At 65.1% G+C, this 13778-nt stretch carries 13 protein-coding genes; 4 read left to right on the top strand and 9 right to left on the bottom strand.

Annotated elements, in window-relative coordinates; genetic code table 11:
* Positions 1-44 precede the first annotated feature (44 nt).
* Positions 45-4295, bottom strand: a complete 4251-nt coding sequence (locus JOE32_RS14265) for a DEAD/DEAH box helicase (protein ID WP_209985366.1) — start codon at positions 4293-4295, stop codon at positions 45-47.
* 167 nt (positions 4296-4462) lie between these two features.
* Between JOE32_RS14265 and JOE32_RS14260 the strand changes: the two genes are divergently transcribed.
* Positions 4463-5347: a sugar nucleotide-binding protein gene (locus JOE32_RS14260; RefSeq protein WP_209985363.1), complete on the top strand. Its 885-nt coding sequence runs from the start codon at positions 4463-4465 to the stop codon at positions 5345-5347.
* Between the two features lie 74 nt (positions 5348-5421).
* Here JOE32_RS14260 and JOE32_RS14255 read toward each other — a convergent pair whose 3' ends face one another.
* The 5 genes from JOE32_RS14255 to JOE32_RS14235 form a co-directional block, all read right to left on the bottom strand.
* On the bottom strand, positions 5422-6120 hold the full coding sequence (locus JOE32_RS14255; protein WP_209985360.1) for an OmpW family outer membrane protein: 699 nt from the start codon (positions 6118-6120) through the stop codon (positions 5422-5424).
* 157 nt (positions 6121-6277) lie between these two features.
* Positions 6278-6799: a DUF3299 domain-containing protein gene (locus JOE32_RS14250; protein ID WP_209985358.1), complete on the bottom strand. Its 522-nt coding sequence runs from the start codon at positions 6797-6799 to the stop codon at positions 6278-6280.
* A gap of 11 nt (positions 6800-6810) precedes the next feature.
* Entirely contained in the window at positions 6811-8076 is a 1266-nt protein-coding gene (locus JOE32_RS14245; RefSeq protein ID WP_209985355.1) for an ABC transporter permease, read from the bottom strand.
* Position 8077: 1 nt separating this feature from the next.
* Positions 8078-8788: an ABC transporter ATP-binding protein gene (locus JOE32_RS14240; RefSeq protein ID WP_209985351.1), complete on the bottom strand. Its 711-nt coding sequence runs from the start codon at positions 8786-8788 to the stop codon at positions 8078-8080.
* Positions 8789-8794: 6 nt separating this feature from the next.
* Positions 8795-9406 carry a DUF2796 domain-containing protein gene (locus JOE32_RS14235; RefSeq protein ID WP_209985347.1) on the bottom strand — a complete coding sequence of 204 codons (612 nt, stop codon included), beginning with the start codon at positions 9404-9406 and terminating at the stop codon, positions 8795-8797.
* 131 nt (positions 9407-9537) lie between these two features.
* Between JOE32_RS14235 and JOE32_RS14230 the strand changes: the two genes are divergently transcribed.
* The gene (locus JOE32_RS14230) at positions 9538-9882 is read left to right on the top strand and encodes a hypothetical protein (RefSeq protein ID WP_209985345.1); all 345 of its coding nucleotides are present in this window, start codon (positions 9538-9540) and stop codon (positions 9880-9882) included.
* Here JOE32_RS14230 and trxA read toward each other — a convergent pair.
* The 3 genes from trxA to JOE32_RS14215 all read right to left on the bottom strand — a co-directional run bounded on the left by trxA (position 9879) and on the right by JOE32_RS14215 (position 12010).
* Complete coding sequence (trxA, locus tag JOE32_RS14225) at positions 9879-10751, bottom strand: thioredoxin (protein ID WP_209985342.1); 873 nt, start codon at positions 10749-10751, stop codon at positions 9879-9881. The two genes, JOE32_RS14230 and trxA, sit on opposite strands and share 4 nt — an antisense overlap.
* 150 nt (positions 10752-10901) lie before the next feature.
* A complete protein-coding gene (locus JOE32_RS14220; protein WP_209985338.1) occupies positions 10902-11558 on the bottom strand; it encodes a 50S ribosomal protein L11 methyltransferase in 657 nt (218 codons plus the stop codon).
* Positions 11555-12010, bottom strand: a complete 456-nt coding sequence (locus JOE32_RS14215) for a YbaY family lipoprotein (RefSeq protein WP_003232489.1) — start codon at positions 12008-12010, stop codon at positions 11555-11557. The genes JOE32_RS14220 and JOE32_RS14215 overlap by 4 nt, the downstream gene beginning before the upstream one ends.
* A gap of 140 nt (positions 12011-12150) precedes the next feature.
* Between JOE32_RS14215 and nrdR the strand changes: the two genes are divergently transcribed.
* Complete coding sequence (nrdR, locus tag JOE32_RS14210) at positions 12151-12621, top strand: transcriptional regulator NrdR (RefSeq protein ID WP_003232491.1); 471 nt, start codon at positions 12151-12153, stop codon at positions 12619-12621.
* Positions 12618-13745, top strand: coding sequence for a bifunctional diaminohydroxyphosphoribosylaminopyrimidine deaminase/5-amino-6-(5-phosphoribosylamino)uracil reductase RibD (ribD, locus tag JOE32_RS14205; protein ID WP_209985335.1), 1128 nt, complete (start codon positions 12618-12620; stop codon positions 13743-13745). Before nrdR ends, ribD begins: the two co-directional genes overlap by 4 nt.
* The last annotated feature ends 33 nt before the right edge of the window (positions 13746-13778 follow it).

The following is a 13778-nucleotide window of genomic DNA, read 5'->3' as shown; positions in this document are numbered from 1 at the left end:
GAACCCAATCCAGTGTGGGAGGGGGCTTGCTCCCGATGAGGCCCTCAGGACCGCCCAAGCAACTTCTCCTGCACCGCCTGCTGATCCACCTCAACCAGCACCTGCTGCTTGCCGCCAACCATAACCGCCGCCGGCAACCCGTCGCGGTACACAATCCGATTGCCACTCACCGCCGGCACCTTGCTGCCCGGTAACAGCGTGCCCACCAGGTTCAGCGGGTCCGCCCCACACACCGCCACCAGGCTCCCGTCGTGCGCGCGCCGCCGTACCTCGCGCAGCAGAGGAATCGCCTCGGGCAACGCAAACTGCTCACCCGCCAAGCCGCTCACAAATCGCCCGCCGCGGATCTCCCCGCGCGCTTCCAGGCGGTGGAAGGTGCGCAGCAATTCGCGCCAGCTCGGCAACCAGTCCGCCTCGCGTTCAAGCAGGCGCCAGAACACCACGCCGTAGCGGCGCAGCAGGGTCATCGCCACATGCTCAAGCGTCTCTGCCGAATGCGGGCCGGCAGCGCCGGGCGGGCGGCGGATCAAGGCCCAGCGCCCGGCATCGTCCATGCCGCCGATAAACGCACCGCGCCCGCGCCGGCTGCTGCGCGCCTGGCGCTTGCTGGCGGGCGTGGTCAGGGCGCGCAGCCCGGCAAAGCTGTCGGCATTCACCAGGCCCGCGCCCACCAGTTCCTGCAGCACTGTTTCCAGCTCGCTGCGCAGCAGACGGGCTTCGTGCACCAGTTCATCAAAAAACAGCGCGCCGTGCTCGCGCAGGGCCAGGTGGACCTTTTGTGCCTTGGGCGACAGCGCGGTGCTGTCGACGGGGTCGGTCAGGCCGCTCCACAATCCTACCTGGCTGCGCGGCAACAGCACCACCGGCGTGCTGCGCAGGGCCATGGCGCCGGCCTTGTCGCTCAAGCGCATCCACACCAGCTTGCCGCTGCGGCACAACTCATCGAGCCAGGTGGAGGAATAGTCCTTGATGCGCGCACTGAGCAGGTCACTGTCCCAGGCCGAGGTGGCGGCCGCAAAGCCTTCGAACTGGCCGACGATCTGCGGCAACACCGCGCTGCCCTGGCCACGGGTGGCCTCGGACACGTGCTGCCAGTCGAACAGAAATCGCATGAAATCCTGCAGCGCCACCGGTTCGATTTCGCGGCGCAGGCGCTTGACCGTGTAGCGGTGAATACGCGCCAGCAGGTGCCGTTCGCACCATTGCTCTGCGCTGGCGCCGGGGCTGAAATGCCCGCGCAACACATAGCCTTCCTGCTCCAGCCGGGCCAACGCCTGGGTCACGGCGGCCACCGGCAACCCGATGGGCGCGGCGATCTCGATCACACTCAACGGACCAAAACCACCGAGGCGCGCACGCAGCACTTCGAGCACTGCGTCCTCGAAGGTCCAGGGCTCATCGAAGCCGGGCAATAACGGCAAATCGTGAGGATAAATCGCCTGCCAACAGCTCAGGCGTTCGACGGCGACCCACAACCCGTTGGGCAATTGATAGGCGCGCCCGGCCTTCGCCAGCGCGTTCAGCCACTGTGCCCATGGCGGCGTGACTTCGCTTTCGGCGATGCACGCCAGGCTCATCAGCGCTTCATGCATTTCGTCCGGGCCATGGGGCGTTGGCCAGGCCTCCTCACGCACGCCAGCAATGGCCTCGGCATCCAGGGCGCCAAGGTCGTCGGTGCTTTGCGGGTCGCTCCAGCGCCGGTTGAGCACGGCCTGGGTGCGGCGCTCTTCCAGCGGCGCATCGTCGAGAAAGGTGTAGGGCCGCGCGCTGAGAATTTCCGCCGCCATGGGCGAGGGCGCCGGCAAGTCGCGGCTGATCAGGCGCACCTCGCCGCGTTCCATGCGCCGCAGCAGGGCCAGCCAGGCGTCGCTGTCCATGGCTTCGTGCAGGCAGTCGTCGAGGGTCTGTTCCACCAGCGGGTGTTCGGGCACTTCACGTTCGCCGGCAAGGTTTTCCAGGCAGGCGATCTGGTCGGGAAACACGCTGGCGATCAGGTCTTCGCTTTTCATGCGCTGGATCTGCGGCGCCACCTTGCGCCCGCCGGTAAAGCGCGGCAATGCCAGCGCCACCCCGGCATTCCAGCGCCAGCGCACGCCGAACAGCGGAGCGTCCAGTACCGCCTGGATCAGAATGTGTTCGGCACTGTGGCTGTTGAGGTAACGCCACACCTCATCCAGCTCAAAGCTGTGGCTGGTGGACAGCGACAGCACAATCGCGTTCTCACTGGCCGCCGCTTGCAGCTCGAAGTTGAACGTGCGGCAAAAACGCTTGCGCAACGCCAGGCCCCAGGCGCGATTCAGACGGCTGCCGAACGGCGTGTGAATGATCAACTGGGTGCCGCCGGACGCGTCGAAAAACCGCTCCATGATCAGCGTGTCCTGGGACGGTAATGCGCTCAGCGCCAGGCGCGCGCGGGCCAGGTAATCGAGGATTTGCTCGGCGCTGGCGCGGTTCAGGCCCAGGGTGCCGGTGAGCCAGTCCTGCGCCGGTTGCAGGTCGCCGGGGCTGGCGCCAAGCAGGCGGTCCAACTGGCCCTGCAAGCGTGCCACGGCGGCGGACAGCTCGTTGCTGCGCCCGGGCATTTCGCCGAGCCAGAACGGAATGGTCGGCGGCTGGCCATGGGCATCCTCGACCCGTACCTTGCCGGCTTCGACCCGCAGGATGCGGTAGGAGGTGTTGCCCAACTGGAAGATGTCCCCGGCGATGCTTTCCACCGCAAAGTCTTCGTTGACGCTGCCGATGTTCAGGCTCTGGGGTTCGAGCAAAACGCTGTAGTCGGCGTTGTCGGGGATGGTGCCGCCGCTGGTCACGGCGGTCAGCCTGGCGCCCCGGCGACCGCGCAGGGTGCGGGTCAGGGCGTCGCGGTGCAGGTAGGCGCTGCGGATGCCCTGGCGCCCGTTGTAGCCCTCGGCGAGCATCTGCAACAGCGCCTGGTAGTGGCGTTCATCCAGCGCGGCGTAGGGCGCGGCGCGGTGGATCAGTGCCAGCAGGTCTTGTTCGGGCCATTCGCGGGCGCTGACTTCGGCAATGATCTGCTGGGCCAGCACGTCCAGCGGCGCGACCGGAATGTGCAGGGTGTCCAGTTCGCCACGGCGCACGCAGTCGAGCAGGGCGGCGCATTCGATCAGGTCGTCGCGGGTGGTGGCGAACAGGCGCCCCTTGGGCGTGCCGCCGACCTGATGGCCGGAGCGTCCAACTCTTTGCAAAAAACCGTTGATGGAGCCGGGCGAGCCGATCTGGCACACCAGGTCCACCTCGCCGATATCGATCCCCAGCTCCAGCGACGCGGTAGCGATCAGCACTTGCAACGCGCCGGCCTTGAGCCGTTGCTCGGCGTCCAGGCGCAACTCCTTGGCGAGGCTGCCGTGGTGCGCGGCCACGGCGGTCTTGCCCAGGCGCTCGCTGAGGTGGCGGGCCAGGCGTTCGGCCAGGCGCCGGGTGTTGACGAAAATCAGCGTGGTGCGGTGTTCGCGGGCCAGTGTCGCGAGGCGATCGTAGGCTAGTTCCCAGACGTCATTGGCCATGACCGCCGAGAGCGGCACTGGCGGCACTTCGATGCCCAGGTCGCGCGGGCGGGCATGGCCGATGTCGACAATGGCGCACTCGCGCGCGCTGCCCACCAGAAACCGCGACACCGCCTCGATGGGTTTTTGCGTGGCCGACAAGCCGATGCGCGTCAGCGGCTCGGCGCACAGGCCTTGCAGGCGCTCCAGGCTCAGCGCCAGGTGGCTGCCGCGCTTGCCGGCGGCGATGGCGTGGATCTCGTCGACAATGACCGTGCGCGTGCTGGCGAGCATCTGCCTGCCGGAGTCCGAGCCGAGCAGCACATACAGCGACTCCGGGGTGGTCACCAGGATATGCGGCGCGCGTTTGCGCATCAACGCGCGGTCTTTTTGCGGGGTGTCACCGGTGCGCACGGCGGTGCGGATCTCCAGCGGCGCCAGGCCCTGGCGCTGCAACTGCGCGCTGATCCCGGCCAGCGGGTTTTGCAGGTTGATCTGGATATCGTTGGACAGTGCCTTGAGCGGCGACACGTACACCACCTGCGTCGCGTCCGGCAGGTGGCCGCCGTTGGCCAGGCCCTGTTGGACCAGGTCGTCGAGCACCGCGAGGAAGGCCGTGAGGGTCTTGCCCGAGCCGGTCGGCGCGGCGATCAGCGTCGAGCGCCGCTGGCGGATCAGCGGCCATGCCTGGGCCTGGGCGCCGGTGACTGCGGGGAAGGTGCTGCGAAACCAGGCGCTGACGGCGGGGTGGAAACCGTCCAATGCCCTGTCCGTTGATTCAGGAAGGTTCATGCAATGATTGATGCCACCGGCTCCAACAAGTTGCAAAGGCTTACTTTATCCGTGACGGTTGCGCTACAAACCCGCAAAATGCAACGATTCCGGCTACACCCCACGGTATGGCATACACGTCTGCCGACACTAACCATCGTTCCAAACAGACTGGGCCTGCACAATCTATGCGAATGCGCCTTATGTTACTGGGCGGCGGGAATGCCCTCGGGCAGGCGCTGATTCGCCTCGGTGCAGAGGAAGACATCGGGTTCCTCGCCCCCAAACCGCCCCAAGACGGCTGGGATGCCGCGAGCCTCACCCAATTGCTCGACGACACCCGTCCCGATGCATTGATCAACCTCGCCTACTATTTCGACTGGTTCCAGGCCGAGGCCGTCAGCGAAGCCCGTCTGGCTGCTCAGGAATACGCCATCGAGCGTCTGGCCGAATTGTGCCAGCACCACAGCATCACCTTGCTGCAACCGTCCAGCTACCGCGTATTCGATGGCTCGCGCGCCACTGCTTACAGCGAAAAAGACGATCCAGTGCCATTGGGCCTGCGCGGCCAGGCGTTGTGGCGCATCGAGCAAAGCGTACGCGCCACCTGTCCGCAACATGTGCTGCTGCGGTTTGGCTGGCTGCTGGATGACAGCGCCGACGGCACCCTCGGGCGCTTTCTGGCCCAGGCCGAAAAGCCGGGCGAGTTGCCGATGGCCGATGACCGACGCGGCAACCCGACGCCGGTGGACGATGCCGCGCGGGTGATCATTTCGGTGCTCAAGCAACTCGATTGCGCAGCGCCCTTGTGGGGCACGTACCATTACGCCGGCCACGAGGCCACCACGCCGCTGGCGCTGGGCCAGGCGATCCTCACCGAAGCGCGCAACTTCCGTGCGCTGGCCATCGAGTCGCCCGCCGCCCAGGCCCACGCCGCGCGGCCGGACGCGGCGGACGAACCGCAGCACGCGGTGCTGGCCTGCAAGAAAATCCTCCACACCTTCGGCATCAAGCCCCGGGCATGGCGGGCGGGGTTGCCGGCATTGCTGGACCGGTTTTACCGGCATACCTGACACACCACACAACCCAAAGTGGGAGGGGGCAAGCCCCCTCCCACTTTGGTTTTGTGCTGTCTGTGAACGACTGCTTAGAACTTGTAGCCAATCCCCACCATGTACACCATCGGGTCGACATCCACATTGACCTTGGCCCGGGTGCCCTGGCCCAACGCGTTGTTATCCACTGTCGCCTTGGTGCTGATGTCGATGTAGCGCGCCTGGGCGTTGATCATCCACTTGTCGTTGATCATGTAGTCGGCGCCGATCTGCGCCGACCAGCCCCAGGAATTTTCCGCCTTGAAATTGCTGAAGCCAGCGTTGGAGGCGCGGCTGCCGACGTGCTCGTCGTAGATCCAGGTGTAGTTGATGCCCGCGCCGACGTAGGGTTGGAACGCTGATTTGTTGTCCAGCGGGTAGTACACGACGCTCAGGGTCGGCGGCAGGTGCTTGAGGGTGCCGAGCTTGCCGTTGGCAGCACCGAGGGCGGTGTTTTTGATTTTTACGTCATGCTCGAATGGCGTGGCCGCGAGCAGTTCGAGGCCGACGTGGTCGGTGAGCATGTAGGCGAAGTTCAGACCCAGCTGGGTATCGCTGCTCATGGTCGCCTTGCCGCCCAGGTTGGCACCGGCCAAGGGGCCTTGATCGACCTTGACGCTGCTGCTGTCGGCCTTCGGATTCACAGTGATCGCACCGGCGCGAATCAGGATGTCGCCCGCTTCGTGAGCCTGGGCGAGCGGGGCGGCGAGTGCCAGCGCGAAGAGCGACGCGCCGAGCAGAGACTTGTTCATGGGAGCTCCAAAAGGACGTTAAAAGGTGTACGTCCAATGGTAAAGATCGTACCGCCCGATCTTTTGACTCAGCTCAATGAAAGGCGCTATGCGTGCATTAAAACGGTGGGAGGGGGCTTGCTCCCACCGTTGTTCGTTGGTGTGCTTGGGGGCGGGACTATTCCTGCAGTTCGTACAGGTAGATCTTCTCGGCATCCATCTGGTAACCGGCATCGGCCAGCTCACTGGACGACGGCTTGACCTGCATCGCGCCCTCGATCCAATAAGGCTGGTACAGCTCATCGAGCTTCACGCCGACTTCGCTTTTCACATGCACGATCTGGTTCGACGGCGGCGGCGGCACGTGGATGCACGCGCCGAAATACGGCACCAGCAAGAACTCGGTGGTGCGGCCTTCTTCGCTGACTTCCAGTGGCACGATATAGCCCGGCAGGCGAATGTGCTTGCCGTCCAGGCTCTGCACCACCGGCGCGTTGGGCAGGTCCTGCTTGGCGGCGGGCGCGGCCTCGACGGACAGGGCATCGGCCATGTTCGACAGGTCGTGCAGCGGTTTCATATTGGGGATTTCCGGCGGTGCGTCCGGCGGGATCATCTCCTGCCAGGACAGATCCCTGGGCTGGTCCTGCGCCCAGACGGGCACGCTGATCAGCAGCAAGCATGCAAACAGGGCACGACGCATCAAAGCCTTCCTCATAAACGTATGGACAGGCCATCGGCCAGGGATTGTCGGTAAGCGCGCCAGGCCGGCACGCTGCCCATCAACAACGCCGCGGCGAGAATACCCGCCAGCAGGGTCCATTCATATTGGCTTGGCCAGGACATCGGCAGGTCCAAACCGTAATTGGCCTGCAGGTACCCGCGAGACGCGGCGATGCACACGTACAGCAAGCCGACGCCGGCGATCACTCCGGACAAGGCCAGGGCGAACGCTTCGAAAATCAGCAGGGTTGCGATATGCCAAGGCCGCGCGCCCACCGAGCGCAAAATCGCCATTTCGCGGCGGCGCTCGTTGAGGCTGGTGAGGATTGCCGTGAGCATGCCGATCAAACCGGTCAGCACCACGAACAGCGAGATGACGAACAACGCCTTTTCGGCGGTGCCCATCATGCTCCACAGCTCTTGCAGTGCGACGCCGGGCAGGATCGCCAACATCGGCTCGCCACGGAACTCATTGATCTCCCGTTGCAGGGCGAAGGTGGAGATCTTGTTGTTCAGGCCCAGCATGAACGCGGTGATCGCCTGCGGGGTGAGGTCCATATTGCGCGCCTGATCGGCACTGATGCGGCCTTTGCCCTGGGCCGGCACGCCGTTGTGCCAGTCGATATGGATCGCTTCCATGCCGCCCAGGCTGATGTGCAGCGTGCGGTCGACCGGCGTGCCGGTGCGCTTGAGAATGCCGACCACGGTGAAGGGTTTGTCGTCGTGCTTGACCAGGCTGACCACCGCCACGCCGTGGGCCAGCACCAGTTTGTCGCCCAGTTTGTAGTGCAGTGCGTCAGCCACTTCGGCGCCCAGCACCACTTCGAACGGGTCAGTGGCGAAGGCGCGGCCGCTGGCCAGTTCCAGGTTCTGCTTGCGGCCGTACTGGTAGTGCTCGAAGTAGGATGAGTTGGTGCCCATCACGCGGTAGCCGCGATGGGAGTCGCCGAGGGAAATCGGGATCGCCCATTTCACCTGCGGGCTGGCGGCGAAGTGCTCAAAGCTGTCCCAGCGTATGTTGTTGGTGGCGTTGCCGATGCGAAACACCGAGTACAGCAGCAGGTTCACCGAACCCGAGCGGGCGCCGACAATCAGGTCGGTGCCGCTGATGGTGCTGGCAAAGCTGTTGCGCGCCTCGACCCGCACGCGCTCCACGGCCAGCAGCAGGCACACGGAAAGCGCGATGGCGAAAGCGGTGAGCGTCGCGGTGAAGCGGCGGTTAGTTAGACTGGCCATGGCTAGACGGAACAGATACATCTCAAACCTCTGCGGGCATGGCGGCGCGATTGAGTTCGGCCAGCGACAGGTTGCGGTCGAACAGCGGTGCCAGGCTCTGGTCATGGCTGACGAACAGCAGGCTGGCGCCGGCGTCGCGGCATTCGGCGAACAACAGCTGAAGGAACGCCTCGCGGGCGTCGTAGTCCAGGGCCGAAGTGGGTTCGTCGGCGATCACCAGTTCCGGCTGGCCGATCAGCGCCCGGGCGGCGGCCACCCGTTGCTGCTGACCGATGGACAGCGAGTCGGCGCGGCGTTCCAGCAGGTCTTTATCCTTGAGGCCCAGGTGCGCGAGCAGGGCGGCTGCGGCCTTGTCCACACTGCCGTGGCGCTGCCTTGCCCGCTGCGCGCGCACGTTGGAAAAGTGGCAGGGCAGCTCGACGTTCTCGCGCACCGACAAAAACGGCAGCAGGTTGAACTGCTGGAAGATATAGCCGGTGTGGTCGACGCGAAAGCGGTCGCGGGCGCCGGCCGAGAGTTCGGTCAGTTCCTGGCCGAGCAGGCGAATGCTGCCCTGGCTGGGCTTCTGCACACCGCCGAGGAGCCCGAGCAGGGTGGTCTTGCCACTGCCGCTGGGGCCTTTGAGAAACAGGGTTTCCCCGCGTTCCAGGCGGAACGCGGGGATGTCCAGCAACTGCGGGTGACCGGGCCAGTTGAAGCTCAGGTCAGACAGTTCGATCAAGGCGTGGGTCATGGGCAATCAGAACTTCAGGGTGGTTGCTGTGGCCGTTGCGTCGACCCCTTGTTGGCCGCTCGGGCCGATCAGTTGTACCTGAATTTTTTTGGTGGCGGGGAAGGTCTTGAACACCTGGCTCAGGTCTAGGTTGCTCAGCGCCGTCGGCGTGGCGCAGGTGAACTGGTAGTGCGCGTGGATTTCGCTGTGGTCGTGGTGATGTTCGTGGGCCGCTGCGCCCTTGCCGTCGGTGGCGTGGTCATCGGCATCATCGTCATCGTCGTGATCGGCTTCAGGCTTGTCGCCAAACAACGGGCTGTTCAGTTCCTGCGTGCTCACTGCGCAGCCGGCGGCCTTGGGCAGGTTGAACAGCGCCAGTGGGTTCTCCAGCTGCTTGCGCGCGGCGGCGACCTTGGCCTTGTCGGCGGCGGTGGTGGCCAGGTGTTCGAAACCCACCAGGTTCATCGCCGGGCTTTCCAGCTCAAGCTCCAGGGTCTGGCCATCGAGCACGGCGTTGAGGCGGCCCACGCCATGTTCGTGGGCGCCGAGGCTGCTGTGTTCGTGGTCATGATCTTCATGGGCATGGGCCACGGCCAGTGGCAGCAGGGCAAACGGCAAAGCGAGCAGCAGACGGCGCATGGGAAGGCTCCAGAACATGAAAGGTTTGTTATGTGATCTTATAACAATAGTGGCGAGAGTTTGACCGCGCGCTTGGCGTTGCGCAAGCCGCATGGGAGCATGCCCGTCAGAAAAAATGCAGGAGAAAGACGATGTTGCGAATTCGTGGAACCGTCGGCGACCTGCCGGTGGACTTGACCCTGGAGTTGGACGACGGCGACTGGGCACGGCTGGGCGCGCAATTACAGACCGCTCCGGCGCCGAGTACGCCGGCTGCGGTGCCGCCGGTTAAACAGGATGACGACCTGTGGCAGAACGCCCAGGCGCTGTTGCGCAAGGCCGGGCAGTTAAGCGGCCTGGAATTGCTTGATCAACTGGAGGGTTTGGCCGGTGATGCCGCGACGGGCAAGCGCCTGCTGGTGCGCCTGCGCCATAGCGCCAGCGTCAAGGTGAGCAGCGGCGGGGATACACCGCTGTTTCATTGGGTCGGCGATTAATACAGCGCGGCGAATAACTTGCGGCGGTACACGGTCACCAGCGGGTGTTCATTGCCCAGCAACTCGAACACTTGCAGTAGGGTCTTGTGCGGCAGGCCTTCGCTGTAGCTGCGGTTGCGGATGAACAGCTTGAGCAGGCCTTCGAGCGCCGCGTCGTATTGCTGGCGCGCCAGTTGTTGAATGCTCAACTGGTAGGCCGCTTCGTCGTCTTGCGGGTTCTGTGCCAGACGGCTTTTCAGGTCGGCGGCGTCCGGCAGGTCGGCGGCCTGGCGCAGGAAGGTGATCTGCGCCTTGGCGCCGGCAAGGGCGGCTTTGTGATCGTCGCCGCTGACGGCGTCCAGCACGGCCTGGGCTTCGCCCAATTCACCGCGTTCGGCCAGGCAGCGCGCATACAGGATCAGCGCGGCAGCGTTGGTATTGTCTTCACCGAGCAGCGTCACCAGCAGCGCTTCGGCATCGCTGATACGGCCTTCGGCAAACAGCGCCTGGGCCTGCTCCAGCGGGTCCGCCGCCGCCGGTGGCGGCATCTGCACGTGGGGCTCAAGCATCGCGCGCACCGCCGATTCCGGTTGTGCCCCGGCAAACCCGTCCACCGGTTGGCCATCCTTGAACAGCACCACCGTCGGCAGGCTTTGAATGCCGAAACGCGCGACGATGTCCGGCTGCGCCTCGCAATCGACCTTGGCCAGCAACAACTCACCCCGATAACTCTCGGCGATCTGCGCCAGCATCGGCATCAACGCCTTGCACGGCGCACACCACTCGGCCCAGAAATCCACCAGCACGGGTTTTTCGAAAGAATTCTGAATCACCGCCTGTTCGAAGTTGGCGGTGGTGACGTCGAAGATGTATGGGGAGGGTTCACTCATGGGGCGTCTCGAATAAAGCGGGAATGATGGCAACTATAAGGGCTGGCGCCATTGGCTGAAAGCGCAGTGCATGCAAGACGCTATCGCAGGCAAGCCAGCTCCCACAAAAGAATGCGGCCACCTGTGGGAGCGGGCTTGCCCGCGATGGCCTCACGCGCGCCGCGAATGGTACAGGCTCACCCTGCGAAACTCCCAAGGCTCGGCCAGGTCCGGCAGTGTCAGCGCGTCAAGGATCTCCAGTCGCCGGTAATCGGCATGCTGAAAGTCCCGCACCCGCGAATCCGCCACCAGTGCTTCCCGGCCTCGGGTGAGGAAGTGATCCAGCAGCGGCAGGTTGGCGCGGTCGTACAGCACATCGGCGACGAGGATCAGATCGAACCGATCGGTTTCGGCAAAAAAGTCCGCCGAATAACCCAGTTCCACGCCGTTGAGTTCGGCATTCGCCCGGCAGGCCGCCAGTGCCAGCGGGTCCAGGTCGCAGGCCACCACTTCCAGCGCGCCCGCTTTGGCCGCTGCAATCGCGGCCACACCGGAACCGGCGCCAAAGTCCAGCACGCGCTTGCCCGCGACCCACTGCGGGTTCGCCGCCAGGTAGCGCGCCAAAGCCAGGCCGCTGGCCCAGCAAAAGCTCCAGTACGGCGGCTCATGGAGGATGCGCCGGGTTTCTTCCTGGCTGAATGCGCGGTCCATATTGTCGGCGTCCAGCAGCCACAGCGACAGCGCGGTGCCCGGCAGCGCGCAGGGCAGCAGTTGCGCGTCACCGATCAGTTCGCTCAAGGCGCGTTGCAGGTCCAGCGGTGCAATCATGGCGCCTTGACGAGTTGCAGGGGGCCGGTGGTCTGGGTGATCGCCTGGGTGATGCGCACGGCGGGCAGGTGCAGGATCAACTGGCCGGACTGGCTGGCGCGGCCACGCAATTCAACCCGTGCACCGGCCGGGAAGGCCTCGGGGTTAAAGCGCAGGCGGAAGGCCAGGGGTTTGCCGTTGCCGGTCAACACGCTGCTGGCGAGCAGTTGTTGCGGGCGCGAACGTTCGTCGATCACCAGCAGGGCCATCTCGACTTCGGCGCCGGCCGGCACGTTGGTCAGGTTGCCGCTGATTTCACGCTGATAGGCGGGCAGGGGGCCGACCTCTTCAATGCCCGGCACTTTTTTCTCCTGCGCGGGCGCAGGCACCGGTGCGGCGGGCTTGGGGGCTTCGCTGCTGCAGGCGACCAGAAAACCGAGCAGAGTGAGCAAAACAAGTGGTCGTAACTGCATGTACAGCTCCAGAAAGGACTAAATCCGTGACGTGAAAGGTAACAAACATATAAGCCTGCCTATATACCGTAAAGGCTATGGCTTGTCTTGCCACGGGGATGCGCTACCATGGCCCTCCCATTTTTTGTTGCCTGCCAACCATGCACTGTCCCTTCTGCGGTGCCAACGACACCAAAGTCATTGATTCGCGTCTGGTCGCCGAGGGCGATCAAGTGCGTCGCCGGCGCGAATGCTTGGCGTCTGGCTGCGGTGAACGTTTCACCACCTTTGAAACCGCCGAACTGGTATTGCCCCGTCTGATCAAGTCCGACGGCAGCCGCCAGCCTTTCGACGAAGACAAACTGCGCGCCGGTATGCAGCGCGCCCTGGAAAAACGCCCGGTGAGTGTCGAGCGCCTGGAAGCGGCGCTGGTGCACATCAAGCACAAGCTGCGTGCGACCGGCGAGCGCGAGGTCAAGAGCCTGGTGGTGGGCGAACTGGTGATGGGCGAGCTGCAAAAGCTCGACGAAGTCGCCTATATCCGTTTCGCCTCCGTGTATCGACGCTTCCAGGACCTCAACGAGTTCCGCGAAGAGATCGACCGCCTGGCGCGTGAGCCGTCCAAACAATGAGCAATGAACAGGCTGTGCTCGACGCTCATTACATGGCCCGCGCCCTGGAACTTGCGCGCAAGGGCCTGTACACCACCCATCCCAACCCCCGCGTGGGTTGCGTGATCGTGCGTGACGGGCAGATTGTCGGCGAAGGCTGGCATGAGCGCACCGGCGAACCCCATGCCGAACCCAACGCCCTGCGCGCCGCAGGTAGCAAGGCGCGCGGCGCCACGGTGTACGTCACTCTCGAACCCTGCAGCCACCACGGCCGCACGCCGCCCTGCGCCGATGCGCTGGTGACGGCCGGCGTCGCGCGGGTTGTGGCCGGCATGCAGGACCCCAATCCGGAAGTGGCCGGGCGCGGCATGCAGCGCCTGGCGCAGGCCGGTATCGAAGTGCGCAGCGGTGTGCTGGAAGCGGAAGCGCGGGCGCTTAACCCCGGCTTTCTCAAGCGCATGGAACATGGCCTGCCGTTCGTGCGGGTGAAGCTGGCGATGAGCCTGGACGGGCGCACCGCGATGGCCAGCGGTGAAAGCCAATGGATCACCGGCCCCGCCGCCCGCGCCGCCGTGCAGCGCCTGCGCGCCCAGGCCAGTGTGGTGCTGACCGGCGCCGACACGGTGCTGGCCGACGGTGCGCGCCTGACCGTGCGCGCCGCCGAACTCGGCCTCGATCCCGAAACCACCGCCCTGGCCATGTCGCGCCCGCCGCTGCGCGTGCTGATCGACGGCCGTCTGCGCGTGCCGCTCAATGCGCCGTTCTTCAAGGCCGGCCCGGCGCTGGTGATCACCTGCGTCACCGCGCAAAACCAATTCCCCCGTGGCCCCGAATGCCTGGTGGTGCCGGGCGTGGAGGGGCAGGTCGACCTGCGCTCGGCGCTGGTGGCCCTGGCAGCCCGTGGCGTCAACGAGGTGCTGGTGGAAGCCGGGCCAAGCCTGGCCGGTGCATTTGCCCGGCAGGGCCTGGTGGACGAATACGTGATTTTCGTCGCCGGCAAGTTTCTCGGCTCCGCCGCCCGGCCGTTGCTGGACTGGCCGCTTGAGCAACTGGCCGACGCCCCCCAACTCAAGATCACTGACATGCGCGCTGTGGGCGACGACTGGCGAGTCACTGCCATCCCTGTGCCAGCAGCGAGCGTATAATTCTGACCGGGCTCAGGCGCCCGTCCCCCGTTT

Source organism: Pseudomonas sp. PvP025 (assembly GCF_017832155.1).
Taxonomy (GTDB): domain Bacteria; phylum Pseudomonadota; class Gammaproteobacteria; order Pseudomonadales; family Pseudomonadaceae; genus Aquipseudomonas.
Note: the sequence above shows the minus strand (reverse complement) of the source record. Positions and strands in the feature narration are given on the sequence as shown.